Raw genomic sequence first — 20,576 nt, forward strand, 5'->3', positions numbered from 1 at the left:
GAGAGCTTAGGCGGAGTGGAATCATTAGTGGGGCATCCCGCCACTATGACACATGCGTCAATTCCAGAACCGGAGCGCCTACGACGGGGGATTACCGATTCGCTAATTCGCCTCTCGGTGGGAATTGAAGATGGGGACGACTTACTGTGGGATATTGGACAAGCCCTGACATCGGAGGGGGCGGAGTGAATAAGGCCGCACCAGATGCGTGGAAAATTTTAGGGATTCCTCCGGGTTCGCCCCATGAGATGGTTCGTGCGCAATATTTGCGCATGGTGCGCTTGAATCACCCCGATCGCTACGCGGGAAATCCCCCAGAACAAGCGCGGCATGAAGAGATCATGAAGCAGGTCACTTGGGCTTATCAGGAAATTATGGCGGGGCGAGCTCGCGTGGTGACTCCGCCGCCTCCCCCGCCGAAGCGCCCGAGTGCGCGGCCGAGCCGTCCGGTCAATTTGAATGATTTGCAATGCCGTGCACATGGTCGATGGGCGGTGGTGTTCTGTACGGTATGCGGCACCCCATTATGTTCGCGGTGTGACGAGTCATTGTCCGGCTACTGTGCTTCCCATCGACCCCGTTGGTAACCGGAAGATCCGTGTTATGAACGTGAAGTAGAATCAATCCGGAGGATGAACCTGGTATGCGATATTGGATGGTATTTGATATTGAGACGGTACCCGATGTGAAGGCGGGTCGGCAATGGCTGGGAATGGCGCCAGACGTGCTTGACCGAACGGTTCGTCGGGCCATGTTAAGCCAGCGTCTCGAAGAGACAGGGACCTCAGAATTTCTCAAGCCCCCTTTTCACCAGGTGGTAGCCATTGCGGCTGCTCTGATTGATGGTGAAGGCGTGATTCGCCGCTTAGGGCCTCTAGGGGCGGTTCATGATGATGAAGCGTCGTTGTTAGGTGACTTTTTCGCGGTAATTGAAGATGTGAAGCCGCGTTTGGTGGGATGGAATAGTTCTGGTTTTGATATCCCGACGTTGCTCTATCGGGCTATGCAACATCATATTGTGACCAAAGCTTTTTACGAGATCGGAGAGCCTTATCACGGCTATCGAAAGCGCTTTGATGAAGAATCGCATCTCGACCTGATGGATATTCTCAGTAGCTATGGAGCGTCTTCGCGGGTGAGTTTAGACGAAATGGCGACATTATTGGGATTTCCGGGGAAACTGGGCATTGACGGGAGTCAAGTGATCGACCTCTATGAAGCCGGCGATCGAGAACGTATTCGCCAATATTGCGCCCACGATGTACTGACCACCACCCTGGTCTTTATGGAGTATGCGTATCATCGGGGATGGCTCGACGCGCTAAGACGGGACAATCTTCTCTCGAGCGCTCATGGGTGGCTGCGTGATGATGACTCCGGGATGTGGGATACCTTTATTCAAAGATGGACCGCTCTTGAGGCGCACGAGGAATCCTCATGAAGGAGATGGGCTTGACCGGTTTGCAATGGAATCACCTCGGTACGATTCTTCGTGATCGCTTTGGGCTCGCGGCGTTACGTGATTTTCAGCAACCAGTCATTGCACATTTGATTCACGACCAGTCAGTATTAGCGGTGGTGTCAACTGGTTCGGGAAAATCGCTGTGTTATCAACTACCGAGTGTCTATTGGGATGCTCCGGTCTTAGTGATCTCCCCCTTGGTGGCGCTCATGCATCATCAAACCGAACGGATGCAATCCCTCGGAATTGCCGCTGAAGCATTAACTGGACAGCTCACGTCAGAACGACAGCGAGAAATCTTGGCGCGATGGGAAAACCGCGACCTGCGATTACTTTATGTTGCCCCCGAAAGGTTGTCCCATGACCGACTCTTAGCGGCCCTCAGAGTGGTTCGGCCGCGGCTCTTGGTGGTGGATGAAGCGCACTGCATCTCAGAGTGGGGATACGATTTTCGTCCTGAATATCGCCGTATTCGTGGGTTTCGGGAAGAGATCGGGAATCCTTTGCTGCTGGCTCTTACGGCCACTGCCACGGAACGGGTCAAAGCCGATATTCGATTTTACTTGACGGCCGGCGACGAGATGTTACATATGGTGGAGGGAACGGTAGACCGACCCAATCTCTATCTGAATGTCGAAATGGTCTCTAGCCCGAAAGAACAACGGTTACGGGTGGCCGAACTGGTCCAGTCAGTGCCAGGAGGGGCCATTATTTATTGCTCCACCCGGATGAAGACGGAACGCTGGGCCCGGGAATTGCGGCAGGCATTGGGTATTTCGGTGGTGGCGTATCATGCGGGGTTGGCGCCTCATATCCGTCGGCAAGTGGAACAGGATTTTATTGGCGGGGCCGTGCGCGTGGTGGCCGCGACAACGGCATTTGGGATGGGGATTGATCGTGCCGATATTCGCCAAGTGATACATGTGGACGTTCCGGACTCCCTCGATTCGTACTATCAAGAAATTGGACGAGCGGGTCGTGATGGCGCACAAGCGTCAGCACAGATGATTATTCAACCCATGGACCTCTATCGACGAGAACGGTGGATTAAAGATGAGCGTCCGTCCGTCGAGTGGATTGATCATATTGTCGCCCGTTTGCAAGTTCTGCCGGTGGGGCGCGCGGTTCTCTTTGAATTTGAGGTCGATGATTCTCGGACGCCTGTCCTGCTCTCGGTATTGGAAGACATGGGAGTACTGACACTGAAAAGCGGAGGAAGTGCAGCGCGGGTGATTCGCCTGCATGACGTGACCTCTTTTCGGGAGGCGCTCGTGTATCGCTTGGATCAATTTTGGCAACGGCGGTTTGGCCTCTTTCAGCACATGGCTCAATATGTTGAAGCGACCACTTGCCGACGTGCTCATCTCGTCCATTACTACGGCCAGAGTCCCGCTACGGTCGATTATTGCTGCGATCAATGTTCGTCTGGAAACCAAACCACCGTCACTCGACGAGCCGATGCACAGTTAGTGGACGCCCTACGCACTTGGCGGTTAGATGAGGCGCGTGCCATAGGCTCGGAGCCCTATATCGTCATGAGTGATCGTGATTTGATGGGGATTGCCACGAAGCGACCGCAATCGCTGGAGGACTTGGCGCGATGCCATGGGATCGGACCCAAACGTCGGCAACGATATGGTGAAGCGCTCCTGAGGATTGTTCAGGAACATGCATCGGGCACACCGATGGAGGCTCCTCTTGACCAAACGGTGCCGAGAGAACGGGCCATATGGCTCTTTAATTCTGGAGTACCGTTTAATGACGTGGTTAAAGAGGTGGGACGGGCTTCTAGCACCGTACGAGGCTATTTTGTAGACTGGATTGCTGACGCACCGGAAGCGGAGTGGCGTCATTATCTGCCCTATTGGTTTAGTGCGGAGGATTATGCAACAATGGCGCAACTCCTCGATGTTTTGTCTGCCGATCGGCTGCGTCCTCTCTATGATGCCTTGGAGGGGCGGTTTGGTTTTGATCAGTGGGACGTGGCGCGTGCAGTCTATCGACGTACTCGAACCGCTCATCTTGCGGGGAAAGCAGGTACTCCTCGAGATGGGGTGAGAACCTATGACATTGACCGTGTGCCATAGGCAGAAGCAGGGTCGGGCGAGTGAGGGTATGAAGTGTTTCCGGTTCAGAATTAGAGAGTGGCGCACCAGACCGAGCATTTGATGGGGTGTCCGCTAGCTTGAGGCGGGCGGCATAGGTGTTTTGGATGCGAAGCCGATGTCGTTACGGGGAGCGGCCCACTAAAGCCGCTAAATAGACGCCCATGCTGATGGTTCCGCCGGTCGCCAAAAGTTTGCAGGTCGGGCCGCGAAAATGAGGGCGCACTTTCTGATCGGAGAGATAGAACCCTAAAAGTCCCTTGGCCACATAGTGATGAAAATCTCTGTCGGGAAGGGCGTTGGCCTTTTGAAGCGCCGTTTGATAAATCCATTGGATACGGGAAATCGCGGCTTCACGGGACGGGTAATAGGTGACAAAGTTTAAGTCTCCGCCCGCGCGATCCTCTTCTTCATCCACATAGTAGTCCAAGAGGATATGGAGTGCGCCAATCCAGGGCAGGTAGAGATCGGTGACTTGAGAAATTAGATCCTTTGAAGGATGCGGATCTTGTGCCACGGTTAAAAGGGCAAAGAGGCCCAACGTGGTCCCTGCAGCCGCGGAAAACTCCCACCACTGCAACGCTCCTTCGGTCGGATCATTTTCACGGTGCCATTGAGATAATCTTGGCACCCGTTCCGCCACCGGGCCGTGCTTATAAACTTGAAGGTCGATGTAGAGATGAATTAACCGCTCTAATGAGGGAGTAATTTCTTCATGCCCAGGAAAAGATTGAAGTCCACGACGCGACTCTTCGATGAGGTAATGAATATAACCACCGTCATCTCCATAGGGATGTAGCGCATAATAGTTCCCCAAGGGAGTATCTAGAGCGACCGCATCCAAAAGAGACTGATGTAACTGCCGTAAATTGGCTAGTTCTTGCGAGGGGCCCCGATCCGTGACGGTATCGAGGTAATCGCATAGGGTTTGATAGGGTAAAAGGAATTGTAATAGATGTCCGCTGATATCACGGGACGGTCCTGCAAAGACGCCGCCGCCTTCACAATGAAACTGCTTTGTATTGAGGGACGAGAGCGCCTGATCGCGCAAGTCCGGATGGGGAATTTCTTCGGCTCGTTGCCGAATGGGAGCGAGGCCACGAATGACATTGGGGCGGACATGCCGAAAGTATTCTTTTCCCCAGTTCCACGACCGGATGAAACTTCCCATGGGGACCTCTTCCTTTCCAAGCGCTATATTTCTTCTATGTTGTCCCGATTCAAAGACAGAACCGGGTAAGTCACAATGAACTTACCCGGTTCCTCCCCTATCGAGGTGGTAAGGGTTGCTGCGCGCGCTCGGGTCGATGATCAAAATCTGGCGTCAGGGGTTCAAAGGTCTCCAAGATCCGCTCGATTTCCTTTATCGCGCGATCCAGTTGTTCGTCAATCCCTTGGGCCATGCCTTGTGGAGTTTCCTCTACAACGATGTCAGGATCGGTCCCGTAGTTTTCGACGTTTAGCCCGACGTCCTTGAACCAAAACGCATCTTCTGGCTGGCTGGTAGAACCAAAGTCGACTAGCGCATATCGGGGATCGATGCCAATGACCCCACCCCAAGTCCGCACGCCCAGTAAGGGACCCAAATTCATGAGTTTGAAGGAGTGGCTGAAGATGTCTCCATCGGATCCTGCATTCTCGTTGGTCAGGGCCACCATGGCGCCGGTTGGACTCTCGTAGGGATACGGTTGAATACGACCATTGCGCTGGCGGGCAAAGGCCACTCGCTTGCGATTGAGCATCTCTAGCAGCAATGGAGAGACGATGCCGCCGCCATTGTACCTCACGTCAATGATGAGTCCTTCGCGTTCATGCTCCGCAAGATAGCCGCGGTGAAATTCTGCGAATCCTGCACTCCCCATGTTAGGGATGTGGATATAGCCCACTCGGCCATCGGTTGCTTCATGGACATGTCGTCGATTATTTTCTACCCATTCCCGATAGCGAGCCGGCACTTCGCTACTAATGGGCTTAATGGTGGCCGTGCGGGGAGGGCCCCCGGGCGTGACCACAGTCAGGGCGACTTCGTCTCCCGCGTAGTCGATAAGGCGTGCACCGGGAGGCAGATCAGGTCCCAGCGGCTGGCCGTTAATGGCCGTCACGATATCCCCTACCGCCACCTGAGCGCCTGGGGTCAGAAGCGGCGACGTGAGGGAGGGATCCCAGCTATCGCCTTGGATGAGATGCGTAATGGTATAGCCCGCATACTCTTGGTTCCATCGGTATCGGGCGCCTAGGAAAGAGACTCGATGGTGAGGCTCATGACGGTAGTCTCCTCCAAATTCATAGGCGTGTGAGGATCCGAGCTCTCCTTGCATTTCCCAAATGAGATCGGAGAATTCGCCCCGGGTGGTGACATGCGGAATAAGGACGCGATACCGATCGTAGATGGCATCCCAGGGAACACCCGCCATGTCTTTAATCCAGAACATCTCTCGCATCCATCGCCATGCTTCTCGCTGCATTTGGTACCATTCCGCCACTTGGTCCACTTGAACATGAATGCGACTTAAATCGACAATGCCGCTGGAGCGCCCCGGTTTATCCTCTTTGGCGTCAATTTTATCGCCGGCCTTTATCAAGCGTAATTGATTGCGCGTGCGCACGGCCATCGTCTTTCGATCGTTCGACAACGTAAAGCTGGTAATGGCATCGCTGAGGGTGTCCTCTTTCAGTTCCTTCAGGTCGTAGCGTATCAGGTGTTCTCGCGCTGAGGGGGTGCCGGGATAGAGGTCGTGGTCATCGTCTTCATCAGCGGGATCGGCTTTTGTCCACAGCACCTGACCGGGTAGGGCTTCAATGTCATGGTAGAGAGCCTCTGAGACTGGAAAGGCCAGGATGCGATGTTGGATCCCGTCTAAGTCAATTTTGGTGACCGGAGCACTGTTATCCGAGGTTTCGTCCTCTGTCTTGTGCGACGTGTCGTCGTGCGGTACCAAGGGACGAGGCACGGGGATAAACGGCGATAGGGTGTCTTTAGCGAGCGTGATGAGACAAGGGGTCTCACCTTTGGGGAAGCTGAGGTCGAACTTCATATTGTCCCATACCGGCTTATATACCCGTCGAGAGAGAAAGTAGAGGTAGCGCCCCTCGGGATCAAAGACTGGACGTCGGTCCCCCAAAATGGGCTCGGTGATGCGATGCGACGTCTTGGTCGACAATTCATAGAGGTAGATCGCCGTTACGGACTTTTCGGGCAAGGCATAGGCCATCCATCGGCTATCCGGTGACCAATCGATTCCCGGAAGGCGGCCGTAGATGGTATCGACAATCTTCGTCATGTCATAGGTCTTGAGATCGAGAAGCCACAACTCTTGACGCTCGTTGGTCAAAGCTACGAATTCGCCGTTGGGCGATATTTTCAGCTCGGTGATGATGCCAAAATCATGAGGGATTTGAGTAATCCCTTCAGGGGTCTCCAGAAGATGGTGAATTTCTAAATGATCTTCGCCGCCTTCGTCGGAGATGGTTAAGAGGGTGTCATTATCAATGTATTGGGTGAGTCGATAGCGAACCCCTTGGGGAGTGCCTAACGGGCGCACCGGGCCTTCGAAGGGGGCCAGAGAAAACAGTTTTCCGCGCGTGGTAATGGCCAATGTGTCGCCGTGAGGCGATAGGGTATAGTCACTCCAGTACTTCGCTGCACTGAGATGCTTGCGCTCAAGCGATGTCCGTTGAGAGTGCCACTCGACCGCAATCTCCTTTTCGGTTTGCGTCTTGATGTCGTATGCATACAGTCTGGCTCCAGCATGATAGACAATCACTTTTCCGTCACTGGTAGCATTGCGAACGTAATAGTCCTCATGGTCTGTGAGACGTTTGACGTCTTCGCCGCTTGGCGTCATTGAATAGAGATTGGCGCTTCCCTCGTGATCGGACACGAAATAAATGAGATGGTCGATCCATAGTGGGGTCACGAGATTTCCATCTTCCATGGCAAAGCGCTCGAATTGCTGATCACCCTTTTGATCAATCCATAAGACACCTCGCGTTCCACCGCGGTACCGTTTCCAATAGGCGGTATCCGTGGTCGGCCGTCCTAACACCACGCCGCCTTGGGGTCCGAAAGAGATCCAAGAGGCTCGTCCGTAGGGCAGTAACTCGGGTTCGCCCCCCTCAGGACTAATGGCGTAAAGGCTACGCCAGCTCATAAAGGGGTTCCCTTGATATGTAGAAAAAATGATACGGCCGTCAGGATGCCAGCCGACTACAATCATTCCCGATCCCATGTAGGTTAAGCGACGCACGGGACCGCCTTGACTTGGCATAACATATACTTCGCTATCGCCTTCTTCTTTACCAACAAAGGCAATCCAATGCCCATCGGGAGAGAGATGGGGACGAATGGCGCTGCCGAGGCCGGTGGTCAAACGGCGCGCGATGCCGCCGTTCAAGGACACTTCCCACAAATCGTCTTCTGTAACAAAAATGACCCGCTGACCATGCACTGTCGGGAATCGATAATATCCTCTTGTTTCCATGATTCACTCCTATGTTCTGTGACGTCAGTGTTTTCGCACATTAGAATTAGTATAGAGGAGTGGGTACGCTTGCGCAATTTGACCGTTGAAAGGCATACCTTTGGCGGTTTGTCGGGATGACATGCCGGGGCTATTCCGTCTCTCTGCTGATAGGCTAGTGATCCGGATCAGTATATGATGGGTCAGTGGACGGATGGGTCCACGAAACGGAGGGTGATGTTAACGAAGCGCTATGTAATGGGACTGATGTCTGGCACATCGACCGATGGTATCGATGTGGTTCTGGCACGCATTTCTCACGATGGACCTCAATTAAAGATTGATTTGAAAGGGTCACTCTATGAACCGTACAGTTCGGGCGAACGTGAGCGAATTTTTGCCGCGTTTTCGCCGGCGTTCTCGGTTTACGATATGGGATTATTAAATCGCGATATAGGAATGTGGTTTGCACGGGCGGTAAACCGCTTGCTTGACGAGGCGGGGATTAATTCGGAGGAGGTACAGGTCATTGGATCCCATGGGCAAACCATTGCCCATTATCCCCCCGAACCGAATCGCTTCGGCACAGGATTTTGCGTTCAAATTGGTGACCCTGCAGTGATTGCCTGCGAGACGGGAATTGATGTCGTATCTCACTTTCGCGCCCATGACATGGCGTTAGGTGGACAAGGTGCACCGCTGATTCCCTATTTTGATTACACGCTTTTACATAGCGAATCTGAAAATCGCGTAGTATTAAATATTGGTGGAATCGCCAATGTCACCCTCTTAGAGCAGGGGGCTCATCCTGAGACTCTTATCGGATTCGATACCGGTCCTGGCAATATGGTACTCGATGGGCTTATTAATATGGTGACCGAGGGACGTTGTCGTTTTGATCAGGATGGTGCAATGGCGAAGGCCGGGGCGGTGCACGAAAGTCTCTTGGCTCAATGGCTTCGGCATCCCTATTTTACGCGTTTTTCACCCAAGTCGACCGGTCGAGAAGAATTTGGTTTGGAGTACTGTCGCCTCCTCTACGAGGATGCGCAGCGATGGGCTTTGTCCCCAGAAGATCTTCTTAGGACCGCCACGGAATTGGTTGGCATCTCGATTGCGCAGGGTATTAGGCGCGAGATGACCTCCCCATTTGCGCTCATCGCCTCGGGAGGAGGTACGCATAATCTCACGCTGATGTCGGTCATTGAACGCGAGAGCGCACTTCTCCGTTCTTGGGAGTCTACCACCGCTTATGGTATTTCTGGAGATTTCAAGGAAGCATTGGCTTTTGCATTATTTGCGTGGCAATTCTTAGAGGGGATACCGACCAATATGCCGCGCGTCACAGGAGCGCGCAGAACGACGGTCCAAGGATCGTGGACGCCTGCGCGGTCGGGAACTCGGGTCTACGGTGGCTAAGGATTTTATTAGGGGATTGGGTACTCTGAGAGATATTCACGCTTTCGATGGGCACAGATGGCAGCGGGCATTGATTTATAGGAAGTGTGAACTTGTATGGGAAAGAATAAGGACCCGAAGCGGTTATGACCGATTGAAATGCCTCGACTGCCTACGGGTATCCCGGAGTGGCAGTCGGCTTCACGAGTCAACACTTAGCTTCTGAGGTATAAACGTACCGTGCTGAGGAATTAGGTGGGCAACCGCCAGTGGCACTCATTCAAGGGATCCGGGTACTGGTTCGGGACAGATTTTGTCCTAAGGGACCCAGGAGAGCCATCGGGACCACGCGATGGATATTCCTGCCAGTACTGTCTGTAGCCAGACGGAACCGTGGAAGCATCAAAATAGTTAAAGCCTAAAGGCTGGCACTCTGGGGCAAAGGTGATGGAGCATTTTGAACCACTGGTTGAGCCGAACTATCAATGGTGATTCCTTCAAAAGCGTCTTCTGGCCATACTCCGGAATCACAAGGATCAGTTGGAGAGCATTTCATCTGAGGGCTAGCCAATAGCTCATTGTGGACCGGGATACGTGGCGCTGTCACACTTTTTTGTTCCACTATCAACGGTCCACCGTAGACCATCATCGATGCTCATTCCTTCCTAAGCTCACTGCGGCCTTTTCTAAAACCATAAGAGGTGCTTTGTGGGAAATCATTTAGAGCTAGAGTTCCTTACTATCTTGGCTGTGACGGATCGACACGTCCCGTTCGAGCTCGTGCAACAATTGAGTGGCTGAGATGGATGGATGAAGGGGGAGGATACATTCGATAGTGCGGCTCAGCTTGAGAGCTGCGATCGGCACGAGTGTCAGAGTGGGAAGCGCGATTTCTGTCGATTTGACAATCGCTTCGGAGACCACACTGACCCCCACATGATTGGCCACCATAGCCAAGATGGCGCGCAATGAAGATAGTTCCATCAGAATGTTGAGCTGGAAGGGCGCAATACCCGCGTGTTCGAGGGCCTCTTCAAACACTCGCCGGGTACCTGAGCCCGCTTCACGTAAAATCCAGGATTGCTCCAATACGTCCTCGATAGTCACAACAGCGTGGCGCGATAGGGGGTGCGCTTTTGATACCACAAGACCTAACGTATCCTGCCAAAGAGCAATACGTGACCCATGGCGAATCGAGGTTCCGCTTGATGGCGCCCCTTCTACAAGACCAATGTCTACCATTCCACGATTTACCTGTTCAATCACACTAGCGCTATTTGTCATGGTGAGGTGGATACGCGTTTCGGGCCATTGGGCCCGAAAGCGCCCGAGTGGCCGTGGCAGGAAGAGTTCCGTGACGGTATGCGAGGCAGCAATGCGTACCTGCGATGAATGGGATTCTTCCCGCCCTACATTGCGACGGGTTTCCTGCCATAAGCCATCCATTTCTTCCGCCGCCGCAAATAGTAAACGACCGGTGGTGGTGAGTTGCATGCCGCGACTACTTCGTGTGAAGAGAGTGGTCCCGAGGTCATGCTCGAGCCCCGCAATTTGCTGAGAGACAGACGAAGGGGCGAGGTTTAGATCACGGCTAGCCTGGGTGAGTTGTCCAACCCGGGCTACGGTAAGAAAAACTCCTAGTCTTGGATCCATGAGAGGTCTTTCCCTTCGCAAATAGCGGATGACTTTTCGGTATTGCGAAACGCACGGTGCCATCCTTCTTTCTATGATAACGGTACCAGCTGAGGCGAGGCAAATAGAAATGAGGTGGCGTCGTGGGAATGGTGAAAGGGTTTACTCCCAATTGGTTTACAGTGAGCATGGGAACGGGGATTCTTGCGGTAGACGCTTTTTTGTTGCCTGGGGCACCATCTTGGCTTAAAGAAATCGGGTTTGCTGTGGCGATAGTGAACGTGTTCATTTTCTCTGTACTGGTTGTGTTACTGGTGGCGAAGGCCATCTTTGATCGCCCGGGGATGCGCCAAGTGGTAAATCATCCCGTGCAGTCGATGTTTTTCGGCGCGATACCAATGGCGTTCACTACGATTATCAATGCCCTATTTGACATGGGCCCGCAATATTTGGGGAATGAGGCCTATCACCTGGGCGCGATCTTGTGGTTAGTGAACGTCGCCATGGCTTTGGCGACAGGGTTTGGGGTGCCCTTTTGGATGTTTACTCGGCACCAACATTCGCTGGCACAAATGACTGCGGTGTGGCTGATGCCAGTAGTGCCGGCCGAGGTGGCGGCTGCGTCGGGGGCGATCTTATTGCCCCATGTGGCGAACGTCGCCTTGCGCCACGACTTATTTGTCGGGGTTGTGGCCCTCTGGGCGTTTAGTGTCCCGATGGCATTCTTGATGCTGGGCATACTGTTTATGCGACTAGCGTTGCACAAGCTACCTCCTCAGGAGATGGCGGTGTCCACGTGGATTACACTCGGAACCTTAGGCACCGGGGTAATGGGGATGATGGGCATTGGGCATGATAGTGTGAGTCTTTTCCCGCAGTTTGGTACGGGCATCGAGAGTGCGGCTTTTCTGATAGCTATTATATTATGGGGACTCGGAATTTGGTGGATGGGTCAAAGTATTCTTGTTACCGGATATTATGTCCTTTCGAAGCGGATCCGCTTTAATCTGGGATGGTGGGGACTGACCTTCCCGATTGGCGTGTTCGGTGCTGGTACTGATTTACTGGTTCGCGACCTCGGTGGCGCCATATTTCAGGGATCGTCAGTGGTATTCTTCGGTATGTTGGGGGGGTTCTGGTTGCTGGTGACGGTATTCACGGTAGGACACCTTCGTCAGATTATTCGGCACGCCGCATCCCAACGCGAGACCGCTTTGTTGGTTTCCGAAAGTGATCAAGAGGCGGTGTGATAGGCCATTACCTCAGCACTACCTCAGCACTGTGGCAGAACCTGTAGGAAGGTGCTGCCACACTGCTGAGGTAGCTTGCGTCGGTGGGGCTATAGGCTTCGAAGACGACTAAAGGCGACATCCACGGCTCGTATGGTCTCTTCAATCATGTCGACGGTGTGGACCGCTGACACAAACCAGGCCTCGAATCGGCTTGGAGCCAGATAGATGCCTTGTTGCAACATCAAGGAATGAAACCTGCCAAAGAGGGCCTTATCCGCTTTTTGCGCACTTGTGTAATCGATAACCGGGGTGGGGCCGAAAAATAGGGTGAAACCTGAGCCCGCCCGATTGAGCGTGACAGGAATGTCATGATGGCGAGCCAACTGTAAAATGGCGGTGGCGAGGTCGTGGGCCAGTCGATCCATGCGGGGATAGGGATTGGTATTGCGCAAGACCTTTAGTGTCGCATGTCCCGTTCGGCAAGAGAGGGGATTTCCCGCCAGTGTCCCTGCTTGAAACATACCACCTAGGGGAGCCACATACTGCATAATCTCTCGCCGCCCCCCATAGGCACCAGCAGGAAGCCCGCCGCCAATAATTTTCCCCAAGGCATAGAGGTCCGGGATCACGCCTAAAAGAGCGCCTGCCGATCCATAGTGAAAACGATAGGCGGTAATGACTTCATCAAATCCCAAAAGCGCGCCAGCGGCTCGGGTGAGACGCGCCACTTCTTCTAAGTATCCCGGTTGAGGATTCACGATTCCCATGTTTCCCACGATGGGCTCAGTGAGGACGAGGGCCACCTCCGAGCCGCGCTCGCGTAACAATGTCTCTAGGGCTTCGACGTCATTGTAGGGGAGGCTGACCACATCTTGTGTCACCCCGATGGGCACGCCTAAGCTGTCGGAAGCGCCCACGGTGGAGGCACCCGACCCGGCGTTCACCAACATGGCGTCGCTATGTCCGTGATAGGTGCCCTCAAATTTTACGACCAAGTTTCGCTGGGTATAGGCACGCGCTAATCGAATAACCGACATCACCGCTTCGGTTCCGGTCGTGGTCATGCGCACCTGGTCTAAGCCGCTGATGGAACGGCACAGTTCTTCCGCGAGGGCAATTTCATCGGGGTGTGGTGTCCCCAAAAGCGGGCCGCGTTGCAGGGCTTCTCGGCCCGCCTCGACCACGTCCGGATAGCTATGACCGAGTACTAGTGGGCCAAAGGCAGCTAGATAGTCGATGTAGCGGTTGCCGTCCACATCGACGAGGTAAGCGCCTTCGCCGCGATCCATGACTAATGGCGGATCGCCACCGACAGACCGAAAAGAGCGCGCGGGAGAATTGACCCCACCAGAAATCACCGTTTGGGCTCGCTTAAACCAGTTTTGTGATTTTTCGTAGGACAACAAACTAACCTCGTTTCGTAACAAATATGAGTATTATCATACCGCATCGTCTCTCGATGACATAAGCCCTTTTTGCGTCGGGCATGCTAGGCCCATGATTAATCCACGATACGGCGCCGATCGGCTAATGTGGGGGATCCCCCTACTGGCAGGAATCGACTTAGGCATTGGCTTAAACCTCATTGGTGGGACGCCCGTCGAAATGGATGCTCTACTGATGCTGTTAGCCACGGCCATCGGATTCTTGGCGGCAGGCGCTGGTCTCGGCGGAGCCATTTTGATGGTTCCGGTGCTTTTGTGGCTACACCGCGAAGGGTGGGCGGACGTGAGCACCGCCAATATTGCCGGGCTGGCATCGCTAGGTGCGATGATGTCCGCCTACCGCGCAAGTCGCGTTTATCGTCGAGAAAAGATCATTGATCGGAACAAGGCTCGGATGATGGGGGCTACTGGCACGGTGGCGGCGCTGATGACGAGCCTTTGGTCCTATCACTGGGGTGGTCACGGATTATTGGCGCTGGACCTGGGGGTTGCTCTCCTAGGGACCATCTTTTTGTGGTGGCGACCGGCGTCAAAAGTGGCCGGAGTCGTGAAAATCCATCCTATGCGCCTATATGGCGGTACCGCGTTGATCGGTATTATTTCTGGTGTTACCGGTATGCCCGGATCATTCTTGTTGATTCCCTTGATGTTGTGGAGCACTCCACTACCCTATCGGCAGGTGGTAGCAACCGTATTACAAGTGATTTTCTATCTCGCGCTCATATCTTCATTAATTCGAGCTGGCCAGCATCTCATCGATTGGCGTCTTGCGATACCGATTGTCATTGGCTCTGCTATCGGCAGTACTATGGGGAGTCACTGGGGACTTCGCATGTCGCCTTATGTGTTACGCATGATCGCTACAGTGGTTATTGTTTTAGGAGTTCTCTTCTCCCTGCTGCCTTTGATTTAGCCTGTTGACGGAGGAGGTTATTCAGTATACTAGAGATATGAAGAGATGGTGGGTATATCTTGTGGGTGTGGGCGTGGTGATTTTTGGCGCCATCGAAATTCATCATGAGATCTTCCAGAGACATCAAGTGCAAGCATTGTCCAAACTTGGAGCATCATATTTGCGTTGGGAAGCGGAACTCCCGTCGCACCAAGCCGATATGGCATTGCAAAAAATTACAGCACCGGGTACGGAGGCGGCGCGCCTTTCCGCATGGATTTTGCAGCAGGATCGCACGGTTCAGTCATCGGCTGATATTTCTTCGATTCAGGCGAATGTGTCGCTTCGTGATGTGACTATCTCGGGAAGCAATCCGGTCATTTTAAGTGCTCAGTTTTCTCTTTCGCGACACTTTTATCCTAAAGGACAAAATTCGGAAACCGGACTGGTCAGCTTTTGGATCTCTCAAGGGGTCGATCCGGTGATTGAGGCCGTGAGCTTCAACACCGATCAGATTCAAACCACCACCTCAAAAGACTCTTTTGATTTAAATATTTGGAACCTCATCCCCGCCGCTCCCTTGCCGCATGGAAACTAGCTCGCGCCACAGGGAAAGAAGGGCCTGTGTGCTATAATTTTTCCGACATAAGGGGGACTAAGTGGGCATGAGGGAGAGTCGGTTTTTAAGCGCCTGTCGCGGAGAGGTGCATGATACCATTCCGGTATGGTTTATGCGTCAGGCGGGTCGCTATCAGCCATCGTATCAGGCACTGAGGAAGACGCACAGCATGTTGGAATTGGCACGCTCCCCCGAACTGATTGCCGAAGTCACGGTTCGACCGGTGGAGGATTTGGGCGTTGATGCGGCCATTTTATTTTCCGACATCATGATTCCTTTGGATTCGCTCGGGGTGGCCTTCGATATTAAGGAGAATGTTGGGCCTATCGTGTTTGATCCCATTCGGACGATGGATCAGGTTGAGCGCCTTACCCCGTTCGATGAAAGACATCTCGACTACGTGTTCGAGGGCATCATTCGGACAGTGGAGCGTCTTGACGCCATACCACTGATTGGATTCTCCGGCGCTCCTTTCACGCTAGCGAGTTATATGGTTGAGGGGGGGCCCTCACGAACATATCGTTTTACCAAAGAGCTCATGTGGAGCCATCCAGATGCGTTTGATGCCTTGATGGCGCAGTTAAGCGCGATGGTAATCGGGTATCTTAAAGCTCAGGTACGTGCCGGAGCCAGTGCGCTGCAGGTGTTTGACAGTTGGGCTGGAGCGCTCTCATTAAGCGATTACATGCGATTTGTTGCGCCACATATGAAGCGGATCTTTGGGGCCTTGTCGTCGTCAGTTGTGCCGCTGATTTATTTCGGTGTGGGAACGGAACATCTTCTCGATGCCATGGCCGACAGTGGGGCCACGGTGATAGGGGTGGATTGGCGTAGTTCTTTACCGGACACTCGCCGCCGACTGGGGCCGCACATAGGGATCCAAGGCAACTTGGATCCGGAGCGCCTTCTGGCAGGATCCGGCGCGGTTCAAGCAGGCGTTGAAGAAATCTTAGCGTCAATGGCGGGGGATCACCGTTACATCTTCAATTTAGGACACGGGGTTCCTAAAGAGACCGATCCCGCGACCTTACGGCAGTTGGTGAAATGGGTGCATGATAATGGGCGCTTTTTGCCCGCGTCATCACGAGGAGGGATCGAGGCATGACCTTAGGTGTGTTGTTGATGGCATACGGTTCCGCTCATGGGTCCGACGATGTTATGAGATACTATACGCACATTCGTCATGGCAACGCGCCGAGTGAAGCGCAATTACACGATCTGCTGTCGCGATATGACGCGATTGGTGGAGTGTCCCCCCTATTCCACATTACGGAACAGCAAGCGGTCCTGTTGGAAGAATTGCTGAATGCGCGCCATGGAGAGAAGAGCTATCAGGTGTACTTAGGGATGAAGCATTCCTCTCCTTTTATTAAAGAGGGCATTGCCGCCATGGAGCGAGATCAGGTGGAACAGGCGGTGGGGCTGGTGCTCGCCCCGCATTTTTCGAAAATGAGTGTGGGCACCTATGTTGCTGAGGCAGAGGAGGCCATCCGCCAACTGGAGAGGCCGCTAAAGTTTCGGCCGATCACGCGTTGGGGAACCCATCCCCAGTTGATTCAATTATTAGCCTCGCGGGTTCATTTAGTTCGCGAGCGATTTACGGCTGAGGAACGTCGCAACTTACCGGTCATCTTTTCCGCGCATAGTCTGCCTCAGCGAATCTTGCGGGATAAGGACCCCTATCCTCATGAATTGCGACAAACCGGAACGATGGTGGCCCGCGCATTGGGGGAATCCCACTATACTTTTTCTTGGCAAAGCGCAGGGCGAACCCGGGAGCCATGGATGGGCCCAGATATTTTAGACAAATTGACGATGATGGCGCAAGATGGATTCAAGCAAGCGTTAATCTGCCCTGCAGGGTTCGTGTCGGACCATTTAGAGGTGCTATACGATCTCGACATTCAAGCGCAGTCCCATGCACGAAAGCTGGGGATGCATATTGAACGGACACCGTCTTTAAATACTGATGCACAGTTTATCGAGATTTTGGCAGATTTGGTGGAGGCCTATAGCCAATGACACGACGAGTGGCGATTATCGGCGGTGGCATTAGTGGTCTCTCAGCTGCATATCGCCTACTGCAATCCGAGGGCAGAACTCCGATGGAGGTGATGCTTTTTGAAGCGGCAGAACGGATTGGTGGCGTGATTCAAACAGATAATAGTCAGGGTGTCGTTCTCGAAGGTGGCCCCGATTCGTTCTTGCGTCGAAAACCGGAGGCAGAGAAATTGGCCCGGGAATTGGGGCTGGGATCGTATTTGATCGGCCAGAACCCTCAATTTCGTGGCGCCTATATTTTTCATGGGGGTCGTTTTCACGAAATTCCGCGAGGGGTGCAAGCCGGCATTCCCACCGATGTGGCCTCCTTGCGCCAATCGCCCCTACTCAATCGGGTTGAAAAGATGCGTCTGATGGGGGACTTCGTATTACCGCGACAACGCATTACAGAGGACATTGGGTTAGGACAATTGTTACGGTATCGGTTGGGTGATGCCTACGTGAAACGCATTGCGGCGCCAATTTTGGCAGGCATCTATGCCGGAGACATTGATCAGTTAAGTGCCCGAGTGACGGCTCCTCAGCTGTTGACCTATCAATCGCGAGCGCGGAGCTTGATCCAGGAAGGTCAGAAGACGGCACTGAAAGCAGCGCACAACGTGGCTCAACCCCTGGGCGGCGGTCTTTTTCTTACCTTGAACCAAGGCATGGGGTCTTTGGTGAAGGCGCTGGAGAGGTCTCTAGTGGACCGTGTCGCTATTCATAAGAACACGCCGATTCTCTCCATTGAGCATCATCAAGGAGTCTATCAGTTGGTGGATTCAAATCAGCAACGCTATGAAGCTACCGATGTCATTGTCGCGGTGCCTTCTTATCGAGCAGCCGAGATGTTGGGATTCTTAGAGGAATCATGCAGGAATATTCTCTCTGGGATTGCTTATGCAGATTTGGCTGTGGTGGGGGCCGTATATCACCCAGAGGCATTTAATCGTTCTTTGGATAAGACGGGATTTTTAATTCCGGCCGGTGAAGGCGTAGGAATGACGGCCGGCACCTGGGTGAAATCTAAATGGGCCTATGCTGATGAAAGCCCGCTGGTTCCGATTCGTGGATTTTATGGTCGGGCCGGCGAACGAGGCCTCTTAGCCCAGAGCGACGATAGTATACTGGCTCAATTTGGTCGTGAGATGGGATACATCATGGGAGTGACCGATATGCCCCAATATCAGCGGGTGTTCCGGATCCCGGCAGGAATGCCGCAATATTGGATCGGACATCATAGCCGTATTCACGCGTTGCGGCGTCATTTGCAGACCTTTCGTGGTTTGCGGTTGATCGGGGCCTATTTTGATGGCGTAGGGGTGCCTGATTGCATTCGCAATGCCAATCAGGCTGTGGAGAGTTTGACCGAAGAGTGGCAGCAGTCACGCCGTGTGATGCCGTTATGAATGGTTCCATTCAGATTCGGTATGATGAGCCGACGGCCTACATGACCATTGCCCAGCCTGATCGCTTGAACGCCTTATCGCTGAGGATGTGGCAAGAACTCTATGAAGTGACGGTACGACTCTCTGATCATCCCAACATCCATGCAGTGGTTATTCGGGGGGAAGGACGCGAAGCGTTTTCCTCGGGTGCGGACATTAAGGAATTTGGTGAGGTCCGAAAGACCCTACACGATATCCGGGTCTATGATGACTGGGTGCACCGAGCCATCACGGCTATTCGCGAACTAAAGGCCGTTTCGCTCGCCATGATTTATGGACGCTGTGTGGGAGGAGGGGCAGAAATCGCCTTAGCGGCCGATTTGCGATTTGCCAGTGATAGCCTTTGCATGGGAGTGACCCCTGCGAAACTAGGGATTGTCTATGGCCCAACAGAGACCCAAGAATTGATGGAGAGGGTGGGTCGGGCACGAGCTTTGGACCTCTTAGTCTCAGGACGACTTGTCGGGGCCGACGAAGCGTGGCGTTTGGGATTGGTTGACTTTGTCGTCAACGAAGACCAACTCGAAGCCTATGTTCATCAGTATCTTACCGCATTGCATCATAATAGCTGGCCCGCTGTCTCTGGTATGAAACATATCATACAGACAATCACGGAGGGGACAATGGACAAACTTGCAGCGCAAGAGCGCATAGATGCTGTGTATGAGACGAAAGACTACGACACACGCGTTGCTCAATTCCAGCGTCGGTGATCGTAGTGGTATTAGAGAGGCGGATGACCCTGAGTATAGGTAGACGGCGTTTGGATTCAATTGGCGTCGCCACCTCATCCAAGAGGTTATGCTGACGGAGGGTAGGCTTTGTCGTAGGTCTCGATTCTGGTGATGAATTTGTTGTTTTAGCAGATCAGGTGTCGATGGTGCCAAATTAGGAACGCATCGATGCATAGCAAATCGGCCATGTTTTGGGGTGCGGGAGTCACAGACGATTAAGTTAATTCTTCGGTTGGCATACCGCGGCGGGTATATATATAATGTAAACAAGACGAATCTTGGCACTTGGATGGTGCGAGATATAGCGGTCTTAGGGAATTTCCACAAAAGGGTGAGATGCAGCGAGATGCCTCGTTGGGGAAAGGAGATGACGTATGATCTGGTTAACCGTAAGAAATCCTGAACTAGGATGTAATTCTTATATTGTGGGCGATGAAGTCACAGGTCAGGGCATGATTGTGGATCCGTTAGGCGCGATTGGCGCCGAACATTATGTACTCCAAGCGCAAGATTTAGGGGTTGATGTGACCATGGTGATTGAAACCCACGTTCACGCTGACCATGCTTCATGTGCACAGGAACTCGCGGGGATGCTTAATGTCCCCCACGCAATTAGTCAACGAGCGCCTGCGGAATTTTCATTTCAGCCACTCCATGACAAAGAGGTATTGCAATTTGGGTCGTTGACGGCTGAAGTATGGGAGACTCCGGGGCATACGCCGGACAGCATTTCGCTGATAATTCGCGATCTTCGCCGTGGGCAGGAACCTTGGGCCGTGTTGTCAGGGGATAGCCTCTTTGTGGGGGATGTGGGCCGCCCGGACTTAGCGGAGGCGACCGATGATGCGATTCGTGCCGCGGCGGGAGATCAGTTTGGCACCATACATCGGTTGTTGGAACTGCCGGATTGGACTGAATTATGGCCTGCCCACTATGGTTCTTCGCCGTGTGGGGGAATTTTTATGAACAAGAGCCCGCATTCTACCATTGGCTATGAACGCCAAGCGAATCCTTTTGTAAAGATGGATCAAGCAACCTTCATTGATCAAACGTTACGTCTCTTAAAACCACCTCCAGAAGAGGCGCAGCAAATCCGACAAAAAAACTTA

The 20,576-nt window shown here is 53.2% G+C and carries 17 protein-coding genes; 13 read left to right on the top strand and 4 right to left on the bottom strand.

All coding sequences use genetic code 11. From position 1 onward, the window contains the following. From ACOJWD_RS00385 to ACOJWD_RS00400, 4 genes are all read left to right on the top strand, one after another. A partial coding sequence (locus ACOJWD_RS00385) for a PLP-dependent transferase (protein WP_486991233.1) occupies window positions 1–189 on the top strand: 189 nt, incomplete at its 5' end. Further along, window positions 186–587 carry a J domain-containing protein gene (locus ACOJWD_RS00390; protein WP_486991234.1) on the top strand — a complete coding sequence of 134 codons (402 nt, stop codon included), beginning with the start codon at window positions 186–188 and terminating at the stop codon, window positions 585–587. The genes ACOJWD_RS00385 and ACOJWD_RS00390, both read left to right, overlap by 4 nt. A gap of 56 nt (window positions 588–643) precedes the next feature. Then, window positions 644–1,441, top strand: coding sequence for a 3'-5' exonuclease (locus ACOJWD_RS00395; RefSeq protein WP_486991235.1), 798 nt, complete (start codon window positions 644–646; stop codon window positions 1,439–1,441). Beyond that, on the top strand, window positions 1,438–3,549 hold the full coding sequence (locus tag ACOJWD_RS00400) for a RecQ family ATP-dependent DNA helicase (protein WP_486991236.1): 2,112 nt from the start codon (window positions 1,438–1,440) through the stop codon (window positions 3,547–3,549). The genes ACOJWD_RS00395 and ACOJWD_RS00400 overlap by 4 nt, the downstream gene beginning before the upstream one ends. A 142-nt stretch (window positions 3,550–3,691) precedes the next feature. On the opposite strand, the gene ACOJWD_RS00405 is transcribed toward ACOJWD_RS00400, so the two are convergent. After that, entirely contained in the window at window positions 3,692–4,738 is a 1,047-nt protein-coding gene (locus ACOJWD_RS00405; protein WP_486991237.1) for a tetraprenyl-beta-curcumene synthase family protein, read from the bottom strand. 97 nt (window positions 4,739–4,835) lie between these two features. After that, window positions 4,836–8,048 (bottom strand): S41 family peptidase, encoded by a 3,213-nt coding sequence (locus ACOJWD_RS00410; protein ID WP_486991238.1) that lies wholly within the window; start codon window positions 8,046–8,048, stop codon window positions 4,836–4,838. Between the two features lie 216 nt (window positions 8,049–8,264). On the opposite strand from ACOJWD_RS00410, the gene ACOJWD_RS00415 reads away from it, so the two are divergent. Beyond that, window positions 8,265–9,446 carry an anhydro-N-acetylmuramic acid kinase gene (locus ACOJWD_RS00415; protein WP_486991248.1) on the top strand — a complete coding sequence of 394 codons (1,182 nt, stop codon included), beginning with the start codon at window positions 8,265–8,267 and terminating at the stop codon, window positions 9,444–9,446. 705 nt (window positions 9,447–10,151) lie between these two features. On the opposite strand, the gene ACOJWD_RS00420 is transcribed toward ACOJWD_RS00415, so the two are convergent. After that, entirely contained in the window at window positions 10,152–11,078 is a 927-nt protein-coding gene (locus tag ACOJWD_RS00420) for a LysR substrate-binding domain-containing protein (protein WP_486991239.1), read from the bottom strand. A gap of 128 nt (window positions 11,079–11,206) precedes the next feature. Here ACOJWD_RS00420 and ACOJWD_RS00425 point away from each other — a divergent pair, with 128 nt between their 5' ends. Further along, window positions 11,207–12,307, top strand: coding sequence for an SLAC1 family transporter (locus ACOJWD_RS00425; protein WP_486991249.1), 1,101 nt, complete (start codon window positions 11,207–11,209; stop codon window positions 12,305–12,307). 89 nt (window positions 12,308–12,396) lie between these two features. Here the strand turns inward: ACOJWD_RS00425 and ACOJWD_RS00430 are convergent, their stop codons facing one another. Next, window positions 12,397–13,692 (bottom strand): aspartate aminotransferase family protein, encoded by a 1,296-nt coding sequence (locus ACOJWD_RS00430; RefSeq protein ID WP_486991240.1) that lies wholly within the window; start codon window positions 13,690–13,692, stop codon window positions 12,397–12,399. A gap of 94 nt (window positions 13,693–13,786) precedes the next feature. Here ACOJWD_RS00430 and ACOJWD_RS00435 point away from each other — a divergent pair, with 94 nt between their 5' ends. From ACOJWD_RS00435 to ACOJWD_RS00465, 7 genes are all read left to right on the top strand, one after another. Continuing rightward, window positions 13,787–14,647 carry a sulfite exporter TauE/SafE family protein gene (locus tag ACOJWD_RS00435; protein ID WP_486991241.1) on the top strand — a complete coding sequence of 287 codons (861 nt, stop codon included), beginning with the start codon at window positions 13,787–13,789 and terminating at the stop codon, window positions 14,645–14,647. A gap of 37 nt (window positions 14,648–14,684) precedes the next feature. Continuing rightward, window positions 14,685–15,224, top strand: coding sequence for a hypothetical protein (locus ACOJWD_RS00440; protein ID WP_486991242.1), 540 nt, complete (start codon window positions 14,685–14,687; stop codon window positions 15,222–15,224). Between the two features lie 67 nt (window positions 15,225–15,291). Continuing rightward, on the top strand, window positions 15,292–16,350 hold the full coding sequence (gene hemE, locus ACOJWD_RS00445; protein ID WP_486991243.1) for a uroporphyrinogen decarboxylase: 1,059 nt from the start codon (window positions 15,292–15,294) through the stop codon (window positions 16,348–16,350). Further along, window positions 16,347–17,267: a ferrochelatase gene (gene hemH / locus ACOJWD_RS00450; protein ID WP_486991244.1), complete on the top strand. Its 921-nt coding sequence runs from the start codon at window positions 16,347–16,349 to the stop codon at window positions 17,265–17,267. The genes hemE and hemH overlap by 4 nt, the downstream gene beginning before the upstream one ends. Further along, on the top strand, window positions 17,264–18,694 hold the full coding sequence (hemG, locus tag ACOJWD_RS00455; RefSeq protein WP_486991245.1) for a protoporphyrinogen oxidase: 1,431 nt from the start codon (window positions 17,264–17,266) through the stop codon (window positions 18,692–18,694). Before hemH ends, hemG begins: the two co-directional genes overlap by 4 nt. Beyond that, a complete protein-coding gene (locus ACOJWD_RS00460) occupies window positions 18,691–19,446 on the top strand; it encodes an enoyl-CoA hydratase/isomerase family protein (protein WP_486991246.1) in 756 nt (251 codons plus the stop codon). The genes hemG and ACOJWD_RS00460 overlap by 4 nt, the downstream gene beginning before the upstream one ends. Before the next feature lie 395 nt (window positions 19,447–19,841). Further along, window positions 19,842–20,576, top strand: a 735-nt coding sequence (locus ACOJWD_RS00465; protein WP_486991247.1) for an MBL fold metallo-hydrolase, incomplete at its 3' end; no start/stop codon positions are given.

Source organism: Sulfobacillus sp. TH-112, from assembly GCF_057473405.1.

What these genes read in the sequence shown, in the direction of transcription:
- ACOJWD_RS00395 (WP_486991235.1), top strand. Translation starts at nt 644, where the DNA reads ATGCGATATTGGATGGTATTTGATATTGAGACGGTACCCGATGTGAAG.
- ACOJWD_RS00400 (WP_486991236.1), top strand. Translation starts at nt 1,438, where the DNA reads ATGAAGGAGATGGGCTTGACCGGTTTGCAATGGAATCACCTCGGTACG.
- ACOJWD_RS00405 (WP_486991237.1), bottom strand. Translation starts at nt 4,738, where the DNA reads ATGGGAAGTTTCATCCGGTCGTGGAACTGGGGAAAAGAATACTTTCGG.
- ACOJWD_RS00410 (WP_486991238.1), bottom strand. Translation starts at nt 8,048, where the DNA reads ATGGAAACAAGAGGATATTATCGATTCCCGACAGTGCATGGTCAGCGG.
- ACOJWD_RS00415 (WP_486991248.1), top strand. Translation starts at nt 8,265, where the DNA reads ATGTTAACGAAGCGCTATGTAATGGGACTGATGTCTGGCACATCGACC.
- ACOJWD_RS00420 (WP_486991239.1), bottom strand. Translation starts at nt 11,078, where the DNA reads ATGGATCCAAGACTAGGAGTTTTTCTTACCGTAGCCCGGGTTGGACAA.
- ACOJWD_RS00425 (WP_486991249.1), top strand. Translation starts at nt 11,207, where the DNA reads ATGGTGAAAGGGTTTACTCCCAATTGGTTTACAGTGAGCATGGGAACG.
- ACOJWD_RS00435 (WP_486991241.1), top strand. Translation starts at nt 13,787, where the DNA reads ATGATTAATCCACGATACGGCGCCGATCGGCTAATGTGGGGGATCCCC.
- ACOJWD_RS00440 (WP_486991242.1), top strand. Translation starts at nt 14,685, where the DNA reads ATGAAGAGATGGTGGGTATATCTTGTGGGTGTGGGCGTGGTGATTTTT.
- hemE (WP_486991243.1), top strand. Translation starts at nt 15,292, where the DNA reads ATGAGGGAGAGTCGGTTTTTAAGCGCCTGTCGCGGAGAGGTGCATGAT.
- hemH (WP_486991244.1), top strand. Translation starts at nt 16,347, where the DNA reads ATGACCTTAGGTGTGTTGTTGATGGCATACGGTTCCGCTCATGGGTCC.
- hemG (WP_486991245.1), top strand. Translation starts at nt 17,264, where the DNA reads ATGACACGACGAGTGGCGATTATCGGCGGTGGCATTAGTGGTCTCTCA.
- ACOJWD_RS00460 (WP_486991246.1), top strand. Translation starts at nt 18,691, where the DNA reads ATGAATGGTTCCATTCAGATTCGGTATGATGAGCCGACGGCCTACATG.